Source organism: Porphyromonas sp. COT-290 OH860 (genome assembly GCF_000768935.1).
Classification (GTDB): domain Bacteria; phylum Bacteroidota; class Bacteroidia; order Bacteroidales; family Porphyromonadaceae; genus Porphyromonas.
The window spans coordinates 50,225-73,005 of record NZ_JRAR01000007.1; the positions used below are offsets into that span (position 1 = coordinate 50,225).

Genomic DNA, 22,781 nt, shown 5'->3' on the forward strand with positions numbered 1-22,781 from the left:
CACTACCCTCCCCTTTTGGTCATACGCCCTACACTCGAGTGTATCCACTCTGGATTGGCGTAGCGTTCGACTTGTATTGCTGCGACATAGGCCTCGGCTTCTAGCGGAAGCTCCAGCGGGAGTAGCGCCTCATATCTCTGAGCAATAGCCGAGAGAATCAGATCTCGAAAGCTATCAATCGTCGCCACACTGGGCAATACTGTCTTGAGGTTCCTTACCCGTGAGCGCACAGACGGCACTCGTGAGCGAACCTGCACATCGTGACCAACCTGTAGGACCCGCTCTAGCTGGTCGAGATCGGCATCGAATAGTAGCGACATATGGTAGAGCATACGCCCCGATCTGGTCGCTTCGGCCGAGCCGCCCACCTTATACCCCTCAAGCCTCAAATCTCCTCTAGGGCTGATCTCAAGCTCCACACCCTGCCTCTGCATCGCCTCGACGATCGGTCTAGGGAAAGCACGCAGATCAAATCCTCTCCCTGCCAGATCATTCTGGATACAAGTGTAGTTAAGATTGCCAGCGTCGTGATAGACCGTGCCACCACCAGAGGCTCGACGCAGCACTGGTATGCCTTGCTCGATGAGATACTGCACATCGCTCTCCGCCTCGGCACACTGGTAGCGCCCCATAAACACGGAGGGGCTATTGACCCAAAAAAAATAGATGCACCCTACATCTCGCATCTGAGTGTAGAGATAATCCTCTAGGGCAATGTTGTAGAAAGGATCGCTCAACGGACTGATATAGTAATAGGCCTGCTTATGCTCTGTCATTATGATGATAACGTTTGTATCAAGAACACTGCTATACGATAATCTGTTTGCCCAAAACTAAAAAAGCCGAGGTTTGACTCTAGAACTCTAGAGCCAAACCCCGACATCTCTCAAACTTCAAAAAATGCTCCTATACTAAGAATAGTCGCTTTGACCTTTGCCCTAAAGTACCCGAAACTCACCTGTGGAGCTGTGGCACTCTTGGTAGGGCTTACTTATGCGTGGATTGCTTCTGTAGGACAAACGCTAGCGCAAGCACCACAGTCGATGCAAGTGTCTGCATCAATCACATAGATAGCGCCTTCTGAGATAGCTGATACTGGACATTCGTCGATGCAAGTGCCGCAAGCTACGCAGCTATCAGTAATAACATGTGCCATTGTCGTAAAAACCGTTTAAGTGATAAATCAAATTCTTATTCTGAGAGCAAAGGTAGTAAAGTTTCCGAAATATATACCTACTTATAGGTATTTTATTTTCTACCCAACTGGGCTTCTAATACTTTTTAGGTATCCCTAAACGGCAACAGAGGCTACGAAAACATCAACAGAAGCGACTCCAACACACTCTAAATGAACGCATATACCCAAAATAGTGGATCCAGTGGTCAGCACATCATCGACAAGTAGCACTCGCTTACCTATTAGGTATTTTTTCTCCTCATTGGGTAGGTAGAATGCGTCTGCGGTATTATCCATTCGCTCCTGACGGGTCAGCTGAGTTTGCGAATGACTGCCTCGATGCCGTCGAATATGCGTATCGCTTGCCTCAACACCCAAACCCTTGGCGATGACACGAGCCACGGAGAGCGCCTGATTGTAGCCACGCTCCATAAGGCGGTTCTGCTCTACGGGGACAGCAATGACTAAATCATAGGCTCCCATCCATTGGGGATATAGCTCAAGAGCAGTACTGCCAATCAGCTGGGCTACATCGGCATGCCCTCGATACTTGAGGCTATGAATCAGCTTCTGAACCTGCGTCCCTCTCTCGTAGGCATAAAGAGCGTACAGATCTCGAAAAACGGCAGAGCTATATAGGCGCTCGTGTGCTACCATGGTGGAGGGTTCGTAGTGCCTAAGCTCAAGGGCACAGAGCGTACAGATCGCCAGCTCCTCGGTGTGCAGGCGAGCGCGACAAACGGCACACAGAGGCGGATAGACGAAGTCTAGCAGTCGAGAGAGAGCATATCGCCCGATGGTGCGTATAGGTATAGACATAATAGTGATTTCACAGCTCCAAAAGATTAGCCCTAGACTGCGGAGTTACTCTCCACACGCCTAGGGCTAATATATTACGTTATACTAGAGGCAAAGCCCATATAAGTATTACTTGTGCGCAGCCATGATCTCGTCGTAGCGCTGCTTCTTGCCTAGACGGTCACAAACGTTGGCAAGTACGTAGTACACCTCGTCAGGCTTCTGCTTGTAGGCATTCTCTAGGTATGGATAAGCCTTCTCGAATAGAGCCTTAGCCTTATCCTCGGTGAGCTTGTCTAGCTCTGCAGCGTTGAGCAGAGTAACAGCCTGATTGTAGTATGAACGACCGAGGTTGTGGTTAGCATCGAAGTCATCACCCTTGATTTCAAGCGCCTTCTTGTACCAGTCGGCTGCAGCAGTCCAGTCTTCCTTGCGTTCATACAGACCACCCATAGCGATGAGGTAGTTAGTATTGGTAGGATCTTGGCTGATAGCCTTGTTTAGGTAGTCGATAGCTCCATCGTTGTTGCCTTGGATCGCATAGATATTGATGATATTGCCGAAGTAGTAGGGCTGTTTGGGGAACTTGGCAGCACCTTCTTCAAGTACCTTCATAGCAGCGACCGTGTCAGCCTTAGCCAGCAGAGAGGCTGAGATGAGCTGATGAATATCGTCGCCCTTATAGTCCTGATCCTTGAATTGCTGACCATAAGCTACAGCCTTGTCGTAGAGCTTACCCTCGTAGCAGGCAGCCACAAGTAGATAAGAGGCATCTAGCATCGCAGTATCAACGGTAGCGATAGCCTTATCGTCGGCGAATAGAGGGTGCTTTCTTACCTTGATATAGTGGTCGAAAGCCTCTGCACTCTTGTCATACTCCTTATTCTGAATGTAGAAGTAGCCAGCATTTACGAGCAGTGGGTGGTCCTCACGGAGCATATCCTTAGCCTTCTTGGCATACTTGAGCTTAACCTTGCCCTTCTCGTTGGGGATACTCTCTAGACGATAAGTCTCGAGCAGGTAAGGCACCTCGCCCATCAGAGCACCATACATCACAGCTTCGTTGTGTGGCTGCTGTAGCTGAGCCTTGACGAGCTCGCCTCGAAACTCCTTCTGCTCGATCAGACCAGATACATACCATGCATAGGGGTCTGCCTTAGTTTCCTCGTGCTCACGAGCAGCCTTGGCCAAGCTGCGAGCTTCGGTCACGTTGCTGTCTGCTACTTTCTCGGCTGCTTTCACATTAGCCTTCTGAGCAAAAGCACCTGTGGCCACGAGGCCTAGTGCTGCTACATAAATCAGTTTCTTCATCGGTTTGTATTGTTTGAAGTTGATAATCTATTGCTTCTATTATTACACTTCGTCTGTTGGCTCCGTTGCATCGGCATCGCCCTGCTGCATCTCTCCTCCCTCAACCATATCGGCAGATGGCTGAGCCATTGGGTCTACTTCTATCGCATCGGCATCGGAGAGCTCGTCCTCGGCCATTACTCGGCACACGGAAGCAATCTCGTCGCCACGCTTATCTAGATTGATGATGCGCACGCCCTGCGTGTTGCGTCCGATGATAGACAGATCTCGGGCATGTACACGGATCGTCACACCGCTGCGGTTGATGATCATTAGGTCGTGCTCGTCCGTTACACTGCGAATCGCCACCAGCACACCCGTCCTATCAGTAATATTAAGAGTCTTGACTCCCTTGGTACCACGGTTGGTAATGCGGTAGTCCTCGACATTGCTGCGCTTACCGAAGCCATGCTCACTAACCACTAGGATCGACTCCTTGGTTGCGTCCTTGACAGCTAGCATACCGATCACCTCGTCCTTGCCGTCGTCATCGAGGATCATGCCACGCACACCAGTGGCTGTACGCCCTGTATGGCGTACAGCGCTCTCGTTGAAGCGCACGGCACGGCCATTGCGGTTAGCCAACACAATCTCGCTACGTCCATTGGTCAAAGCCACGCCTACTAACTCATCACCCTCGAGCAGGTTGATGGCAATGATACCCGTAGTGCGGGGACGAGAGTATGCCTCTAGCAGTGTCTTCTTGACGACACCACGCTTGGTGGCAAAGAAGAGGTAGTGCGACTTGGTAAACTCAACATCCTTGGTCAGATTCTTGATGCGAATGAAAGCCGTTACACGATCGCCCGGCTCGATATTGAGCAGGTTCTGTATGGCACGTCCCTTAGCATTCTTGGCCCCCTCTGGGATCTCGTACACCTTGAGCCAGTAGCAGCGCCCCATCTGAGTGAAGAGGAGCATCGTGGCATGCATCGAAGCCGAATAGATGTACTCGATGAAGTCTTCATCTCGAGTATCACTACCCTTGCTACCTACCCCTCCACGGCTCTGCGTGCGGAACTCAGATAGCGGCGTACGTTTGATATATCCTAGATGAGAAATGGTGATGACCATTTCGTCGTCGGCATAGAAATCCTCTGGATTGAACTCCTCGGCGGCATAGACAATCTCGCTACGACGCTCATCGCCAAACTTCTCCTTGATCTCGATCAGCTCGTCACGCACTACGCCCATACGCAGCGCACGATCGGCGAGCAGCCCCTCTAGGTACTCAATCGTGGCCATAATCTCGGAATACTCTGCCTTGAGCTTATCTCGCTCGAGCCCCGTGAGGGCTCTTAGACGCATGTCTACGATAGCACGAGCCTGAATGAGGCTTAGATTGAAGCGCTCCATCAGACGAGAGATAGCCTCCTGCGGCTCGCTAGAAGAGCGAATGATGCTCACTACCTCGTCTATATTGTCTACTGCGATGATCAAGCCCTCGAGCAGATGTGCACGCTCACGAGCCTTACGCAGCTCATAGACAGATCTGCGTGTCACGACATCTAAGCGATGATCCACGAAGTGTGCAATCAGATCTCTGAGGTTGAGTAGCTGCGGACGCCCCTTGACGAGGGCTATATTATTGACGCTAAAGGAACTCTGTAGCGCCGTCATTTTGTATAGTTTATTGAGGACTACCGAGGCATTGGCATCACGCTTGATGTCGATGACGATGCGCATACCCTTACGGTTGGACTCGTCCGAGATATTGGATATACCCTCGATGCGCTTCTCCCCGATAAGGTCTGCGATACCACGCACCAGCTCAGCCTTATTCACCTGATAGGGAATCTCGGAGATGATGATACGCTCATGGTTATTGTGCTGCTCAATCTCGGCACGACTGCGGATCACGACACGTCCACGCCCCGTCTCGAAAGCCTCCTTCACGCCAGCATAGCCGTAGATAAAGCCCCCAGTGGGGAAGTCTGGAGCCTTGACGTACTTCATCAAGCCCTCCACATCGATCGTCTCTGCGCTATCGATATAGGCCACACAGCCGTCGATACACTCCGAGAGGTTGTGTGGGGGCATATTCGTGGCCATCCCCACAGCGATACCTGCAGAGCCATTGACCAGAAGATTTGGGAAACGGGTAGGTAGCACCGTTGGCTCCTGACGCGTATCGTCGAAGTTGTTCTGGAAGTCTACCGTCTCCTTCTCTATATCGCGGAGCATCTCTGCAGCCAAGCGGCTCAGACGGCTCTCGGTATAACGCATCGCCGCAGGCGAGTCACCATCGACCGAACCAAAGTTCCCCTGCCCCTCTATCAGCGGATAGCGAAGACTCCAAGGCTGAGCCATACGCACAAGCGTCCCATAGACAGATGAGTCGCCGTGTGGGTGGTACTTACCGAGCACTTCCCCAACGGCATTGGCACACTTACGAGTAGGCTTATCGTGCGTGTTGCCGATTTCGTTCATCGCATACAAGACACGACGATGCACGGGCTTGAAACCATCACGCACATCGGGGAGAGCACGAGAGACGATCACCGACATAGAGTAGTCGATGTAGGCCGTCTTCATGGCCTCCTCGATCTTGATATCTATTATTCTATCTTCTGCATCAACCATTTTTATACTGGATCAATGATTTTCGTTATTCTATATATTTGGGAAGCTAAGGTACGATTTTTTTGCCGAATATCGCCCTTATTTTCTCTATATAACGTAGAGGTTGGGCATTATGTATATGTAAAGATTAGACAAAAGTCAATAGACTCTAGAACCCTACATTCGGCCAATCATCACAAAGCTAGATTTCGCCCCTACTACATCGAAGCTCTTTGCCAGCCGATCTGCTATCATGCGAGGGTTCACTCATGCACACCGAGCATCAAAATCTGTGGTTGTGTGTGCAAACAAAACGACTCATCAACTCTCAGCCCTCGCCTAGCTCTAGCCATGCATGAGGACAGACAGATCTAATTTTACACGCTCATTCCTCTACTCTTTCGTTAAGGTATGTTAAGACATTAGGTTCAATTATTGAGGAATAAATAAGCAATTCATAAGAACTAGCAGAATGGACTCAGAGGATTGGTGGGAAGATTTTTGGACATCGGTGGACCAATCCTCTGCGACGTGTCCGTCAATCTACAAAGATTGGTGGGAAGAAAAGACGAAAAATGAGCATCAGGCTTATTAATCGCCCCCAAGAAAGACCACAAACAAATGACTATCAAGAAATTATAAAGAGCGCATTTTAGACGCATATCTGGGGTTGACTGGGTATGCAGTGCGGGAGCAGCATCGGATGCGGCAGAGAGCCTCCTAGAGGGCAAATACGAGGTTTGGCATTTTCTAGGCAAGAAAGAAAAGGCCTGTCGCAAACCTCGCCAAGCATCATACAAAAATGTTAATTTCTTCAAACGCAAAAGAGGCGTTTGGTCGGTTGACAGAATTTGGGCAATTTTAGGGCTCACAAACAATCAATCATGACAGCAATACAAGCCTATGACTAGAACAATAGCTCTGCCCCTCTGCCTCATTGGGTCAATTAGTCCATTGCTCGCCGAGGGAGGCGAGCGCCCAAATGTCATCTTCATTCTAGCCGACGACTTAGGCTACGGAGATATCGGCTGCTATGGGCAGAAAATCATCGAGACACCACACATAGATGCTTTGGCAGACCGTGGTATGCGCTTCACAGACTTCTATGCTGGGTGTACCGTGAGTGCACCCTCTCGTGCCTCATTGATGACAGGGTTGCACACTGGGCATACCAAAATAAGAGGCAATAAGGAGATCAAACCCGAGGGGCAGATGCCTATGGCTGATGTCCCCACACTAGCCACACTCTTTCGCTCTGCGGGATATGCTACGGGCTTATTCGGCAAGTGGGGCTTGGGAGCACCTGCCTCGGGAGCCGAACCACAAGACAGAGGGTTCGATCGCTTCTACGGCTACAACTGCCAGCGCATCTCACACCACTACTACCCCGAGCATCTCTGGGCGGATCGCTCTCGAGTTACCCTCCCCGAGAACTCTGGTAAGCGCCAGTCTACCTACGCCCCAGATCTCATTCAGCAAGATGCCAAATACTTCATTCGCCAGTCTGTGCATAGAGGTAAACCCTTCATGGCGATGATGACCTACACGCTCCCACACGCAGAGCTCAATCTGCCACACAGAGGCCTCTATCAGTATTACAGAGGCAAGGTTGAGCCTCGCCCATGGCAGAGCCAATACGAGCACGACTATCCCAGTACACCCGATGCTCATGCCTCATTTGCTGCCATGGTCGGTCAGCTAGACCTATATGTAGGCGAGCTCGTTCAGGAGCTTAGAGCCCTAGGAGTAGAGGAGAATACGCTGATTGTTTTTACGAGCGACAATGGACCACACCGTGAGGGTGGAGCCAACCCTGAGTACTTCGACAGCAATGGCCCACTCAGGGGAGCCAAACGAGATCTGTATGAGGGCGGCATTCGTGTACCCATGATTGTTACTTGGCCGGGGCAAATCAAGCCAAAGACAGAGGCTAATACCCCCGCTGCCTTTTGGGATTTCTTGCCAACTTTTGCAGAGATGCTCAAGCAGCCTAAATTTGGAGAGCGCACCGATGGCAGCTCCCTTCTAGGTCTGTGGCAAGGAGGCACCAGCCAGCCGTCCGCTACACGCCCACTCTACTGGGAGTTTCATGAGGAGGGGGGCAAAATAGCTATTCGACAAGGCGTATGGAAGCTGATTGCCCTACAAGTGAACTCTGGGCAACCTCAATATGAGCTATACCGACTGGACAGTGACCTAGGCGAGCATAACAATGTCGCCCATAAGCACCCCAAGGTGGTACGACGACTAAGCAAACTGATGCAGCAGATGCATCAGCCCTCTGCCGAGTTCCCCTTCAAGTCTGAGGTCAAGTAAGAGGGATAGGGATCTTAAGTACAGCATCATAAAAGCAAGGAGGACATCATGCAATGCGATGATGCCCTCCTTGCTTTTGTTATTCCTTCGACTTCTTGGCAGCTAGTGCTTATCTTGAGTGAAGAATACGATTTGACCTGCGTTCACGAGCTCTTCATTGCTCAGACGATAGCGGTTGCTATGCGTCTTATCGCCAACCTTGAGGCGCTTGAAGTAAGTATCAGCCTCCGCTCCTTGACGCTCAATGACGAGCTTAGGCTGCTTATAGTACTTAGGGTCTAGATGCAGGGTTACTCGTTTGAAGGTCGGAGTCGTAAGCGCAAAGCTCATATCCCCCGGGCAGTCGGGGTAGAACCCGAGCATCGTGTAGATCGCCCACGCACTCATAGTACCCGTATCATCATTGCCCGGGATACCATTGGGCGCATTGTGGTAGACTGTCTGTAACAGATCTTTGGTAATCTTCTGCGTACGCCAAGCCTCCTTGGGGAAGTAGGTGAAAAGGAATGGATAGGCGATATCAGGCTCGTTGGCTGGGTCGTAGTTACCCTTGTCGAATACACTCTGTAGCTTAGCCACGAACTTGCGCTCGCCACCCATCAGCTTAGCAAGCCCCTTGACGTCGTGTGGCACGAAGAATGAATAGTTCCAAGAGTTGCCCTCGTGAAAACCGGGGTTAGGCTCGAAGTCACGCCCCAAGACGGGGTCGAAGGGAGATAGGAATTTGCCATCGGGTGTAATGGGGCGCAGCAAACCGTACTCCTTGTCGTAGTAGTGCTTGTAACCTAGCGAGCGCTGATGGAAGCGTTTGGCATCAGCTTTCTTACCGAGGCTCTCGGCGAAGCGTGCGAGGTTCCAGTCGGCAATGTAGTACTCGAGCGAGTTAGACACCGAGTGGTCGAACTCCTCCCTCAGCGGAATGTATCCACGGCTGACGTAGTCATCAATATCGGGACGTAGGAGGTTGTCCTTGCCTCGTGTCGTCGCCCCCTTGAGCATCGCCTCGTAGGCGGTAGCGACATCGAAGTCCCTTAGACCACGCTGCCAAGTGTCGTTGATTACTGTGATCGATGGGTCGCCCGACATCGTAAGCGTTTCACGGCCATATAGCTCCCACTTGGGTAGCCAGCCGCTCTCCTTGTACATATCAATCATCGTGCGTACCATATCTAACTGCTTCTCCGGGTAGAGCAGAGAGAGTAGTGGGTGCACGTTGCGATATGTATCCCAGAGCGAGTAGACCGTATAGCGGTTGTGGCTGGTTTGAGCCGTCTTGAGGCTAGTCATCATGGGGTACTCGCCATTGACATCTTGCAGGATATTGGGATGAATGAGCAAATGATAGAGCGCCGTGTAGAAGATCGTACGCTGATCTGGGCTACCGCCTTCTACCTCGATGCGAGAGAGCGCCTGCTCCCACGCCTCCTCTGCTCGAGCTCGTGTGGCAGCGAAGTCTAGCTTGGGCTGCTCTGTCTCTAGGTTGAGCAGAGCATTCTCGGCACTAACGAAAGAAACTGCCGTCTGCACATAGATCGTTTCGCCGGGTTGCGTATCGTAAGAGAACCACACCCCGATATCATTACCACTCATCTCACGGCGATAAGAGCGGTAAATCTTGTTGCGCCCGTGGTCATGATCCCACTCGGCCTCTGTCCCCGTCATAGGGGGCTGCTTCTTCCAGTAGCCGCTCTCGGGAGCTCGCTTGCTGATGCGCATCGCAAAGTACTGGTTGAAGACGGCTTGTGGATTGTAGCAGAAGGTGCCCATGAGCTTACTGCCTAGTATAGTAGAGTCATTGACGAAGCGCACAGTCGCTCCACTTTCGTTCGTCAGCCCTTGCCCTAGGTTGAGCAGGATATTACTTTTGCCGCCACGCTCGAAGGTAAAGGCCGTGACGGAGGTACGTGCCGTCGCCGTCAGCTCGGCCTTGATGCTGTGCTTATCTAGATGAGCTGTATAGTAGCCCGGGTGTGCGTGCTCCTTGCTCAGTGTAGAGCCATAGCTCTTGTAGTCTACATCTAGTTCTCCCGAGGCAGCCGAGAGGAGCAGGCTACCTAGCTCTGGACAACCCACACCACTTAGATTGACGTGGCTAAAGCCCGTAAAATACTTGTTGTCTGCCGAGTAGGGTGTGCTCCACCAGCGAGCATCTTTGTCGAATGTATTCAACTCGCCACCGCCCATTACGTTGAAAGGCGTTACGCTCATCAAACCATTGGGTAGGACGACGCCCGGATTGGTCGTACCGAAGTTACTAGTCCCGATAAACGGATTGACCTCGTCGATTAGGCGTCCCTTCTTCTGAGCCGAAAGGCTCAGAGTGCTCATAAACATCAGCCCTAGCAGACCGTGTCTGAGGTATTGCTTCTTCTTCATCTATTCGGATTGTTTTTGCGATTAATGACTGTGGTATGCTCAATAGCTCCGAGAGCGAGAAGTGACATCCAAAAGAGATGCCTCTCCTCGCTCTCGGGGTATCTATTGCGTATGATTAGTAGCCTAGATAGGTCGCTGGGCTAATCTGGCGCATCTCACTCTTGACCTGCTCAGATACATCAAGCGTGTCGATAAACTTGGCGATCGAGTCCGCCGTGATTGCCTCATTGGTACGGGTAAGAGCCTTAAGCGCCTCGTAGGGCTTAGGGTAGCCCTCCCTACGAAGGATCGTCTGGAGTGCCTCGGCCACCACAGCCCAGTTGCACTCTAGATCGGCCTCTAGGGCTTCCTGATTGAGCAACACCTTACCTAGACCCTTACTCAAGCTATTGAGAGCAATAAGCGTGTGTGCTAGAGGCACCCCGATATTGCGCAGAACAGTAGAGTCCGTAAGATCCCTCTGCAAGCGAGAGATCGGTAGCTTGCGAGAGAGGAAACCAAAGATTGCATTCGCAAGGCCTAGATTACCCTCGGCATTCTCAAAGTCAATCGGATTAACCTTGTGTGGCATCGCAGACGAGCCAACCTCTCCCTCCTTAATGCGCTGCTTGAAGTAGTCCATCGAGATATACATCCACATATCACGAGCAAGATCCGTGAGGATTACGTTGATGCGTTCTAGGGCATCGAAGAGGGCTGCCGTGTGGTCGTAGTTGGCAATCTGTGTCGTATAGCTCTCACGCATTAGCCCCATAGAGCTCACGAAGTTCGCTGCAAACCCGAGCCAGTCGTGCGTAGGATAGGCAATGCGATGGGCATTGAAGTTGCCCGTAGCTCCACCAAACTTGGCAGAATGAGGGATCTGTACCAGCTGTGCTCTCTGCTGCTCTAGGCGATAGACAAATACCTGTATCTCCTTACCTAGACGAGTTGGCGAGGCTGGTTGGCCGTGTGTACGAGCCAGCATGGGGATATTCGCCCATTCCTCGGCATAGGCACGCAGAGTATCAATGACCTTATCAAGGGCTGGTAGATATATCTGCTCAAGGGCCTCCTTAGTCATCAGAGGGAAAGAGGTATTGTTGATATCTTGGGAGGTCAGACCGAAGTGGATAAACTCCTTCTCATCGCTCAGGCCTAGGCGATCGAACTGCTCCTTGATATAGTACTCTACGGCCTTGACGTCGTGATTGGTTACAGACTCGATCTCCTTGATGCGCAGGGCGTCCTCGGCTGTCAGGTGGCGATAGATATCGTGAAGCTTCTCCTCGTCAATACGATCGAGTAGACCAGATAGCTGAGGAATCTCCTTGCTTAGAGCGATGAAATAGAGTATCTCGACACGCACTCGGTAACGAATGAGCGCCTCCTCGGAGAAGTAGGCAGCCAATGGTTCGGCCTGCGTACGATAGCGACCATCGACGGGAGAGACGGCCTTGAGCTTGTCTAGTTGCATAGGGTCATAATCTTTGTTTATTGATATAATGTGCTACAAATTTAACTCATTTCTCCCGAACCCTTTCGCCCCTCGAGCGACACCCCCAACTCTCCGACGCACAAAAACGAAGGCTGCAAGTCCATACTAACGAACCTACAGCCCTCTACTATTTAATTAACTACTGATATATGCTCAATTACATTTCATCTAGCCCATCACCGATATTCTCCAGTTGCTCCTGTAACTCAGGGTAAGTCTCTAGAAGTACAGCAAACTCAGGCTCAATCTCCACCTTGAAGGCAAGAGTAGACTCCTTGCGAGCGGCCGAGAATAGGCTTTCCTTAGCCTCTTCGAGCTTCTTCATACGGGCATAAACAATCGCACGCAGATAATCGGCCTTCCCAGTGGCTGTGATACGGTCGAGGAGCATAATCGCCTGATCGTTGTAGCCTAGAGCAGCCAAGCAGACTGCCGAGTTGTAGTCTGGATACTGGTTAATGATGTTGAGTGCACCACGATAATCTCTCACTGCAAGCCTATCGAGGCCCTGTTGATAGATCGCTTGGTCGGCTTCGTCCAGACGAGATATAAGCGTCTTGTCTACAAGGTCGTTCATACCCGACACAATAAAGTTGAGTGTATCGACACCGCCTTGATGCCAGCTACTCTGATCCATCGCTGTAACACGTGTCTCTACAATAACACTGAGCTTGCGCTGTAGATCTTCCGTTACATCAATATCTTGACTATACAAGTAGACAAAATCTTTACCCGTACGAATCGAGTCGGAGAGTGCAGGGTTCTCAACCTCTGGGAAGCGCACGAGATGCCTGCGGTGAGTATCCTTATTTTTGATCTTGGACTCGTTTTGAGCAATGTCCTTGAAGAAATAAGTATGCTTAGCAATGTTGGCACTATCCTTCTCGGTCAGAGATTTGTTCTTGAGCGAGTCAAGGGTAAAGTTCTTCTCAAAGTACTTTCTATAGTTCTTAGGTACCTTATCCACCGTCAAGGTGCTGAGCTTCTTGTCTAGGTAGTTCTTACGATGCTCTTCGTTGTATCTACCAGAGAAGCCACGATGCACCTTGCTAGAGTCTAGGCCATACAGATTATCGTTGTAGGCAGAGCCAAGCATCTCGATAGCCTTGTCGTTGAGGCGCTGATAGTACCGACCCTCTCTTCGTGCGTTCGCATTCATGATGCGTACCTCAGCAATATGCTTCCACGCCTGATAGTCCTGCAACCTTTTGTACTCAGCCGTGTAGTGGTCTAGGTACTTGTGCTGGAGATTTTTGGTAAAGAGGCTGTGCTTCTTTTGGTCAAAAAACTTCTTGTCATAGTCACTAGGATCAATGATATCCTTCTCGAACTTAGCAAACTTGGCGAACTCTTCGTCTTGCACCTTCTTGAACTGGCTGCCCTTGAGGACTACTGGTGGCAGAGCAGAGGTCTGATCGCCATTAATTAGGTGTGGCGTCAAAACAATCTGCCAACGATTGTCCATGAAAGCCTTGGGGACTGTCATCAAAAACGTCAGATTGATTTTACCATTACGCACAGTCGAGATCTTCAACTTAGGTCTATCTGCAACTACAGTAAAGGTTTCCAACGTCACGCTCTTCATATCCTCGTCATCTAAGGCTGGCTTATGAGCTGGACGAATGGTGTCAATTTTCGTTTCGTACGACACACGCTCGGAGAGAATGCCTCCCGACTTCTCCTCCTTGTTGGTGGGTAGATAAATATGAGGCCTACCCGATTGTAAGAACAAAGTTTTGGTAATCGGCCTAGAGCATGAAGCAATCATCAATAAGCCTGCAACACTAAAAAACAGCTTGTATGTCTGTTGTCGGTTCATTTTTTATTCAATATCAAAATTTACTTTAATCTCATCTACAGCAAATAAACAAGGTTAATACCACAGCGAGGGACAGCCCACGTAAAATCTCTATTGTGACTTAGCACTCTACTACTGCTGATACTTCTGCGATCATAGAAGCGCACAACAGCTCCCAAGCCGAACTCAAACTCAAAGTTCCAATTGGGTGTGATAACCTTAGCGTACCCAATGGAAGCACCAGCCCCCACAGAATATCCTTGTATATAATACGAGTATCTCTCGAATCCTCCATGCTTAAATATCTCCCCTATGCCAAACGCTCCAATAAATAGACCGTAGTTGTTGGAGAGTAGGGTCCAGTATCGCATACCCGGCTGAATACTAATGGACTGATCCGTTGCGATAGACTCGAATAGAGGTATCTCTCGCGAAGAATAACCATTGTTATTTTTCAGATTGTAGAGCCCAATCGAATAAGGAAGCCCCAAATTGGCAGGCCGAACAAAGAGAGGCAAGTGCAGCGACACATGCTTGGTTATAGAACTAGATATCTCAATATTAAAATTACCCGATAGGTTAGAGATCATGTCTGACCTAACGGCATAAGTCTGAGCTTTGAGCTCTCTACCACAACTCCACAGCCCGAGAAAAGAGAGCAAAGCAAATAGATACTTGTTCATTGTTCAAGTAAGGGTAAAAATTACATCATATTTGGAGGTTCATAGCATCACCCTTGACTTAATAAGTACACACTATGCAAAGGGAGATACGTGATTTTCGACGCGCAAAGGTATATAAAATATTTTAATATCTCATACAACCCCATTCCCTAACTCACCTTAACAGGCTATTAGTGACAGAAATACAACCTTAACAGAAAGACCAAACCTCAAGCAAGAAAGGGCAATTGTACTATAAAATCGTATACTGCACAGCCCTCAGAAAACGATGCTAAGTTACTCAAAAAACTAAAACAAAAAGTGTTAATGGTATATATCAAGATGATTACGGGCCTAGGAGTTCTTACGATGGAAACTCTTACTAAATAAATGGAGCTCGTGTGTGGAAAAGCTAGAGGGCACCTTGTCCTCGATCTCTACGATCGACCGCCAAGATACCCTCTAATGATTATTGGATAGGCTGCACTTTACCTAAGTAAAGAAACAACCCCACCGCATCTAGCAACAGCTACGGCTATTACGTCTGCGTGTGACTGCATGACGAACCTCCTCGAGCTTCTCTACACGCTTGAGGCGTTCGGGTTCGCTCTCTATCCATAGCTCTTCCTGCTCACTAGGACGCACATAAGCGATCGCTTCGCCCTTGCGCACTGTGGCACCCTGAGCTAGGACTTCGGTCAGGCGACCAGTGAAGTTGCTAATCACTGGCTCCATATAGCCACCCACAGTTTGAATGTAGCAGATAGGCTCATTAGTCTTAACTGATGTGCCCACGGCTGGAGCAGTAGAGTAGTCTGTAGGATCAACCTCCCAGATGATGCTACCCGAGGCAGCTGCAATAATGGGCTCCGTACCTTGGCGCTTGATTTTGAGAGCATCGGCCTCGTTGTAGCCTTGCTTAGTAAGCTCAGCGGTACGAGCCTTCTCTACTTCTTCCATGAAGCGCTGCTTAGCTACACCACTCTTGTAGTCGCGATACTGACGATCGTGCATGGCGAGCTCGAAGAGTTCTTCGTCGTCTTGACCATACTCCCAGCCGTTCTCGTCCATCTCCTTGCGATATTCATCAAGTGCATCGGGATAGTTGCTCTGTGGGTCTTCGTCTGTGAACTCCAGTCCTTTCTCCTTCGCTAGAGCGATGATCTCTGGATCAAGTTTCCCGGGAAGACGACCTGACTTACCGAGAATCATGCCCCATGTATTGTTGTCGATAGCGAGCCAACGCTCCTTACCCGTTACCATATTATATACGTTCATCAGCGCAACGTTCTTCACATACTGGCTGAATGGCGTTACCAAAGGTGGATAGCCAAGACGTGGCCATACATACTCTACCTCATTGAAGAGCTTAACGAGCAGATCATCTACGCTTAGCTCCTTCTCGCCCTTGGCTCTGAGGTGCATGTTGATACCTGCGTGTACCCCCTTGAGGTCGGCCATCATAGACCCCATCATACCACCGGGTAGGCCACAGCCCACGAGCAGCGAGGTACAGAGATAGTTGCTCTTCTCGATGAATAGCCCAAGGAAGTCGTCGATGAACTCCTGTGTAAGCGAGCGAGCCCTCATGTATGCGTCCATATTGATCTCGGGCACCTTGAAACCTGCGTCGTGTAGCATCTCACGGATCGTGATGACGTCTGGGTGAATCTTACCCCAAGAGATGGGCTCCATAGCTACGTCAATGATGTCTGCACCATTCTTACACACCTCAAGCATTGAGGCTACAGAGAAACCGGGACCAGAGTGCCCGTGGTACTCGATGATGACATTTGGATGCTTATCCTTGATCGCCTTAACCAAACGACCGAGGAAAGCAGGACGACCCACACCTGCCATATCCTTGAGGCAGATCTCTGGAGCGCCAGCCTCGATGAACTGATCGGCTAGAGCTGCATAGTACTCTACCGTATGTACTGGCGAATGCGTGATACAGAGCGTAGCCTGAGGGATCATGCCAGCCTCTAGAGCATACTTGATTGAGGGGATTACGTTGCGTGCGTCGTTGAGACCATCGAAAATGCGTGTAATGTCTACGCCTTGAGCCTTCTTCACCTTGTACATCAGACGACGAACATCGGCAGGCACTGGATACATACGTAGACCATTGAGCCCGCGGTCTAGCATGTGTGTCTGGATACCAGCTTCCTTGAGAGGTTTGGTGAAGGCTCTTACTGCCTTATTAGGGTTCTCGCCGTAGAGCAAGTTTACCTGTTCAAAAGCTCCACCATTAGTTTCTACACGGGCAAAGCAGCCCATCTCTACGATGACAGGGGCGATACGCTCGAGCTGATCCTTACGTGGCTGATACTTACCAGAGGACTGCCACATGTCGCGGTAGACTAGGCTAAATTTAATTTCTTTCTTTTCCATAAGAATGATACGGTATTAAGCAGTAGTATTCTTTATTTTCTATGATTTCTATTCCTTATTGAGGGCTATCCTCTAGCAGCTGTAGGGTGTGCATCCACTGCAAGGCTACTAGAGCAGCCGTTTCTGTACGCAGGCGACTCTCGCCAAGGCTGATGCCATGGCCTCCATGCTCTTGAGCTTGGAGGATTTCCTCGACGGTAAAATCCCCCTCGGGGCCGATGAATATAGTCACGTCCTCGCTCGGGCGATAGTAATGGTTGGGGAGCTTGCGCTCTTGAATTCCCCCCTCCGATCTACGACAGTGAGCCAAAAGCAAGCGATCTCCATGGCACAGTTCGAAGGCTTGCGCCACTGCTTGCTCTGTGATGAGCTCGGGGAGGAAGGCCTTCTGCGACTGCTTCATTGCGCTAAGCATGATGCGCTCCAGTCGCTCAGCATTGATATGCCTACGCTCCGAATGCTTGGCCTTGAGTAGGATAATACGATCGATACCAACCTCTACCGCTTTCTCCAGCAACCACTCCATACGCTCGATAGCTTTGGTAGGTGCTACCGCCAAGGTGATGCGTCCACGCCAAGCTTTCTCCCATCTCTCCGCCTTAGTCAGCTCAACGCCACAACGCCGTTTGCTCACCTCTACAAGCCGTGCCTCGTAGAGCATACCACGGCCATCAGTGATGAGTATCTCATCACCCTCTTTGGCTCGCAGAACCCTCTGACAATGCCCAGCTTCTACCTCTGGGAGCTCCTGCCGTGTCGCTATGTCAGGAGCATAAAAAAGTGGTAAATCTCGCATTGCGACCACATCCATTTCATTTAACCAACACCAAAGGTAAAGCATTATTGTGAGATAGTGGCTACCTTTGTACAAGAATTACAAACTTTTTTCCTCAATTGACTTCACGAGTGTGAGAATAGATATTATTACGGTATTACCCGAGATGCTGGAGGCTCCTATGTCTACCTCGATCATCGGGCGCACAAGGGGCAAAGGCCTTCTAGATCTGCACATACACAACCTGCGTGACTACTCGACAGACAAGTGGAAGCGTGTCGATGACTACCCCTTCGGCGGAGAGGCTGGTATGGTGCTACAAATCGAACCGATCGAGCGAGCAATCAACGCTCTCAAGGCGCAGCGTCACTACGATGAGGTAATCTTCACCTCGCCAGACGGCAAAACGTTTGACCAACCTATGGCCAACGAAATGAGCCTGCTGGAGAATATCATCATACTCTGCGGACACTATAAAGGGATCGACTACCGTGTGCGAGAGCACCTCATTACACGTGAGATCTCGATAGGCGATTATGTACTCACAGGGGGCGAATTGGCAGCAGCCGTGATGACCGATGCCATAGCTCGTCTGCTACCGGGAGCGATCGGCGATGCTGAGAGTGCTCTGAGCGATACCTTCCAAGACAATCTCCTAGCCCCACCTACCTACACCCGACCAGCCGACTACAAGGGCTGGCGTGTGCCTGATGTCCTGCTGAGCGGTCACGCTGCCAAAATCGAGCAATGGAAGATGGAGCAAGCCTTAGAACGCACTGAGCGACTTCGCCCAGACCTGCTACATAAATAAACGTAACGGCAGATGTCCCCCCATAGACCTACTATGCGCTAGACAGTGAGGCAAATGCCCAACCCTACCCTACTGCCCTATCTAACACCACTCTAGTGACTGCCGAGCCTACAAGCTAGAAACCTACTAAGCCTCTGCAATGCGATCTTATACGATCACTGCAGAGGCTTAGCTTTTTGACTAACGATATATAAGCGGGCACTTAGCGGCAGAAGCGGTGGACTTGTGGACGAGCCACAGAGTAACCTACTGCAATGTAGCAACCACTTGATAGAGTGGTGAGGTCTAGCGAACCAGCATCTACGACAAAGCGACCAACGCAGCCCCCCAATGCATCATATATCGCCACCTCTCGAATGCCTAATCCTATCTGCAAACGCCTCGTGGAGGCATCGTAGTAGAACTCGGACAGGGCAGTACCAATCTCATCTATCGAGAGAGTCTTGCCGGGAGTATTCGTAACCCCCCACCCCTTGGCTGTGGCCGCACTAATATCGACTAGATGACTACTAGGATTAAGGCTAATATCTATTGTCTTGGCCCAATCTCTGTTGTTATCATTGACCTGTACTGCGCTCACATCGGGGAGGTCGGCTAAAAGTTTGGCGAGCTTGTCGGCCGGTATCTGGTTATCCTCAAGTCTGATGCCCTGTACACCTTGACAATGCTCTAGATTGATGCCAATAAGTTTATTGTGCCCTGCGAATAGCTTCTGTAAGTTGGTTTGTGCCGATAGGTCGAGCTGCGTCAGCCGATTACCCTCACACTCCAACCAAGAGATAGCAGGGCTGTGCTTGAGGTCTAGGCTCTGGAGCCTATTGCTATCGCACACGAACCAAATCAGTCGCTTCTGTGCTTTGAGGTCTAGCTCCTCGAGGCGATTGTTGCCTAGCCAGAGGATCGAGAGATCAGGATTGTGCGATAGGTCTATTTTCTCCAGCTCGTTGTCCGAGGCTTTGATTTGCTTGAGGCTAGGCTGTTGGCTCACATCTAGTGAGCGGAGCTTATTGCCACTGACAATGAGCCAAGTCAGCTTGGTATTGGCCGAGAGATCTATCTGAGCCAAGTCATTATCACCGAGATATAGGTCCTCTAGAAGCATATTAGCAGATAGATCGATACTACTAAGTTCGTTATCGGTAAGCGTGAGAGTCTTTAGAACTTTATTGTGACGCAGGTCTATGGATCTGAGCTCATTGCTCACGGCGTAGAGCTTTGTCAGCTTAGTGTTTTGGCTTAAGTCAATACTCGTGAGCTTATTGTCGGCTACGCTTAACTCGGTCAGGTCTGGCAGATGCAAAACTTTAAGGCTCGTGAGCTCATTGTCATCGCATACAATCTCTGTCAGCCCTTGCCCATTGTCGGGGAGTATAAGCTCGGTGAGCTTATTGCCGTGGCAAAACAGAGAGATCAGCCCTTGGATATGCTTCAGATTCAGTTGTCCCGGTATCTGATTGCTGTGGCAGCTGATGACGTTCATCCTGCGCTGAGCCGATAGATTGAGCGGAGTCTTGATCTGATTGCGATCGCAGTAGAGCATATATAGATTCGGAGATTGGCTCACGTCTAGAGCCTCGAGCTTATTATTCATCACTTGTAGCCTCATGAGCTCCTTCGCTCCGCTAAGGTCTAGCTTGGTGATGCCCTGATCGTTGGCGATAAAGATCAAAATATCCTTGCCATATATCTTGACCTCTCGACCTGTGACTTGCTCGATAATCTTTTGGGCACCTGAGTATTCTTTGAGGCTGCCATCGCCGAAGTCGATAGAGAATTGGCTCCCCGATGCGCCACCAATAGTGAGGGTAATAGTCTGGTTCTCCTCTTCTAGAGTAAATCTAATGTTAGGATCGGAGGAGCTTCCCGAACCGAAGGCAATGGCTCCGGGATCAATGACGCCATTCCTAATGCGGTTATTGCCCAATAGATCTTGCTCTTCATTGACCTCGGGGACCAGCTCTCCTTGGCCAATCAGTGAGCTTTTGGGGGCTAATGCCCAATTTGCCCTCAGTGCTTCGGTGCGCCCGTCTACGTCTTTTTGGAATCCCGTGCTCCGAGAAGGGGCGACGAAGTTACTCAGATCCAGATCGTCCGCCACGAGATTGTTTCTTTGGAGGCAACCCTCCCCTAGGTCAAGGTTAGTAATAGGCTTATTAACTAGGCGGGCATTGCTCTGCACAATCGTAGAGTGATAGAGCTTACCTCCTGCTATGAGCTCCACACCTCCACCACGGCTCCCGGCAGTACAGTTGGCAATAATAGAGCCAATGATCGTGGTATTGACCTTACCTAGAATGCCACCTCCTCGACCACCGCCCGTATCCCCAAATGCAGGATCATCGGCATAGCAATTGATGATTTGACTGTGATGTATGACACTACCCTCGGAGTAAATACCCCCACCTACTAGACCTCTACTATGAGCGATGAGGCAGGCCTCTATACGGCTATCTATAGCAGAGATAGTGCCACCTTTGGCGCCATAACAATCGTAGAAGTGACTGTTGCGCACGGTACCGCCATGTATCGTAATAGCTCCGCCCTCGTCTACCCCCACACTACCTCGGAAGATGCAGTCCTCTACAATACCACCCTCCATGTAGACTGAGCCTCCACTAGCGCTCAACGTGGGTAGATAGGCTTGGTTATCCTCAAACAAACAGTTGCGTATCTGGGCCTCCTTGCCCTGACCAATGAAAACGGCTCCCCCGTGAAAAGCCAAATCTCCCTCCACACGAGTGTAGGTAGCATTGCGACGAATAATACTATTAACCAGTCGAATAGCTCCAGAAGCATAGAGAGCAGCTCCAGCAGACTTGGCTTGATATACATCGGCGTAAGCCCCCGTGAGAACGAAGCCATCGATCGTGATTGGCTTAGTCGCCTTCTTGTCCAAGTAGAGTAGATGGTTGGCATTACCTCTATTGCCAGAGATCTCCCACATATAGCGAGCAGTAGACCCCTCGGCGATCTTGCGCACCCATACGTCTTCTTCGGCGTCAATATCTGCACTTAGGATAGTTTGATTTTTGAAAACAAAGTGCATAGGCGCTTCCACCTCAGCCCGAGCTCGATCATCTTTGCTTACCTCTACTCCAGAGAAGCCACCATAGAGCGATACGCCATCCTTGAGTTTGAAAGTCAGAGAGCGCTTTTTACTAGACTTAATTAGCTCTGTCGGGTGGTAGAGCCCAGCAGCAACCCAAACTTCATCGCCCACGGACGAGGCATCTATCATTTTCTGTAGCTCACCCGAGGCATTCGTCCAAGAAGAGCCATCGCCAGAGCCCCCAGCCTTGACGAACCGAACAGTTTTCTGTGCGCTGGCCCAAGGGCTAGCCAGCAGGATACTCAAGAGTAGTACCCAAGTACGTAATTGGTTTCTCATAGATTTGTATTCTTTTGTATTTGTACTCGACACAAATATATCAATAAAAGCGACTTATTAAATCAACCTACATCAAATACCCCGTCTTTTTTACTTGCACACGACGATCACAGAGTCAGTCTGCATGCAAGATATAAATCATCTGTTAAAATATATCAATGATCTTCGGGATAATTTGAGCCACACTACAAAGGCAAACTTGAAAATCGAAGGACTGATTTTATCGGATTGATGGACTAATCCACTGCGATGTGTCCATCAATTCGGAAAAATTGATGGGAAGAAATACTAGAAAATAAGCTTCAAACATATCAATCTGCAGGAAATAGATATCTATATATAACTATATGAACGCATTACAAAAATCCATTCTAACCAACGATCTCCCCTGGACTAGGGGGTTGGCGCTCCAAGAGACCGTTGCACGGCATTTTGCCTCTTTTCGGCTAGAAACGCTGTATATATCTCTGATTATTACTATCTTTAATATGTAATTAACTGTATCGACATGGCAACCAAACCAACCGAACAGGCTCCTAGCTTCCTACAAGTATATACTCAGGTTCGTCGCGACCGGATGAAGCACTCCTTTCTCCGACAAATCAATGCTTGCGTTGATTGGAGAGGTATCCGCACGCTGCTGAACAAAGAAGTACACCAAGACACAGAATGCCGTAGGTAACCCCGCCTACGATGCCTTGCTGATGTTCAAGATTCTTTTGCTAGAGACATGGTATGGTTTGAGCGATTATGAGGTTGAGGAACGTATCAATGATTCTCTGCTTTTCAGTGAATTCCCAGGCTTAGACCTTGGCTATCCCTCTCCCGATCATAGCACCATCAGTCGTTTCCGCTCGGAGCTAACGCGTCTAGGGATTATGGATAAACTCCTTAGAG

The 22,781-nt window shown here is 49.9% G+C and carries 14 protein-coding genes and 1 pseudogene; 3 read left to right on the forward strand and 12 right to left on the reverse strand.

Going from position 1 to position 22,781, the window contains the following annotated elements:
- Nucleotides 1-2: 2 nt before the first annotated feature.
- From HQ41_RS01225 to gyrA, 5 genes are all read right to left on the reverse strand, one after another.
- Nucleotides 3-776: a lipoate--protein ligase family protein gene (locus tag HQ41_RS01225; protein WP_044186800.1), complete on the reverse strand. Its 774-nt coding sequence runs from the start codon at nt 774-776 to the stop codon at nt 3-5.
- A 215-nt stretch (nt 777-991) separates the two neighbouring features.
- Entirely contained in the window at nt 992-1,156 is a 165-nt protein-coding gene (locus HQ41_RS09440; RefSeq protein ID WP_081964709.1) for a DUF362 domain-containing protein, read from the reverse strand.
- A gap of 135 nt (nt 1,157-1,291) precedes the next feature.
- Complete coding sequence (locus tag HQ41_RS01230) at nt 1,292-1,996, reverse strand: ComF family protein (protein WP_044186802.1); 705 nt, start codon at nt 1,994-1,996, stop codon at nt 1,292-1,294.
- 108 nt (nt 1,997-2,104) lie between these two features.
- Nucleotides 2,105-3,286, reverse strand: a complete 1,182-nt coding sequence (locus HQ41_RS01235; protein ID WP_052405205.1) for a lipopolysaccharide assembly protein LapB — start codon at nt 3,284-3,286, stop codon at nt 2,105-2,107.
- Between the two features lie 42 nt (nt 3,287-3,328).
- Complete coding sequence (gene gyrA / locus HQ41_RS01240) at nt 3,329-5,908, reverse strand: DNA gyrase subunit A (RefSeq protein WP_044186805.1); 2,580 nt, start codon at nt 5,906-5,908, stop codon at nt 3,329-3,331.
- A gap of 882 nt (nt 5,909-6,790) precedes the next feature.
- Here gyrA and HQ41_RS01245 point away from each other — a divergent pair.
- Entirely contained in the window at nt 6,791-8,203 is a 1,413-nt protein-coding gene (locus HQ41_RS01245) for an arylsulfatase (protein ID WP_044186810.1), read from the forward strand.
- A 102-nt stretch (nt 8,204-8,305) separates the two neighbouring features.
- Here the strand turns inward: HQ41_RS01245 and HQ41_RS01250 are convergent, their stop codons facing one another.
- The 6 genes from HQ41_RS01250 to HQ41_RS01275 form a co-directional block, all read right to left on the reverse strand.
- Nucleotides 8,306-10,579 carry a GH92 family glycosyl hydrolase gene (locus HQ41_RS01250; RefSeq protein ID WP_081964710.1) on the reverse strand — a complete coding sequence of 758 codons (2,274 nt, stop codon included), beginning with the start codon at nt 10,577-10,579 and terminating at the stop codon, nt 8,306-8,308.
- A gap of 115 nt (nt 10,580-10,694) precedes the next feature.
- Nucleotides 10,695-12,035: an adenylosuccinate lyase gene (purB, locus tag HQ41_RS01255; protein ID WP_044186816.1), complete on the reverse strand. Its 1,341-nt coding sequence runs from the start codon at nt 12,033-12,035 to the stop codon at nt 10,695-10,697.
- Nucleotides 12,036-12,213: 178 nt separating this feature from the next.
- Nucleotides 12,214-13,788: a hypothetical protein gene (locus HQ41_RS01260; protein ID WP_052405206.1), complete on the reverse strand. Its 1,575-nt coding sequence runs from the start codon at nt 13,786-13,788 to the stop codon at nt 12,214-12,216.
- A gap of 122 nt (nt 13,789-13,910) precedes the next feature.
- Nucleotides 13,911-14,537, reverse strand: a complete 627-nt coding sequence (locus tag HQ41_RS01265; RefSeq protein ID WP_044186821.1) for a DUF3575 domain-containing protein — start codon at nt 14,535-14,537, stop codon at nt 13,911-13,913.
- Nucleotides 14,538-15,035: 498 nt separating this feature from the next.
- Nucleotides 15,036-16,910, reverse strand: coding sequence for an oxaloacetate decarboxylase (locus HQ41_RS01270; protein ID WP_044186824.1), 1,875 nt, complete (start codon nt 16,908-16,910; stop codon nt 15,036-15,038).
- A gap of 55 nt (nt 16,911-16,965) precedes the next feature.
- A complete protein-coding gene (locus HQ41_RS01275; RefSeq protein WP_044186844.1) occupies nt 16,966-17,706 on the reverse strand; it encodes a 16S rRNA (uracil(1498)-N(3))-methyltransferase in 741 nt (246 codons plus the stop codon).
- Between the two features lie 112 nt (nt 17,707-17,818).
- Between HQ41_RS01275 and trmD the strand changes: the two genes are divergently transcribed.
- Complete coding sequence (gene trmD, locus HQ41_RS01280) at nt 17,819-18,496, forward strand: tRNA (guanosine(37)-N1)-methyltransferase TrmD (RefSeq protein ID WP_044186846.1); 678 nt, start codon at nt 17,819-17,821, stop codon at nt 18,494-18,496.
- A gap of 202 nt (nt 18,497-18,698) precedes the next feature.
- On the opposite strand, the gene HQ41_RS09215 is transcribed toward trmD, so the two are convergent.
- Nucleotides 18,699-21,884 carry a hypothetical protein gene (locus tag HQ41_RS09215; protein ID WP_152567294.1) on the reverse strand — a complete coding sequence of 1,062 codons (3,186 nt, stop codon included), beginning with the start codon at nt 21,882-21,884 and terminating at the stop codon, nt 18,699-18,701.
- Nucleotides 21,885-22,497: 613 nt separating this feature from the next.
- On the opposite strand from HQ41_RS09215, the pseudogene HQ41_RS09825 reads away from it, so the two are divergent.
- Nucleotides 22,498-22,781: pseudogene (locus tag HQ41_RS09825) on the forward strand (transposase); the annotation flags it as partial.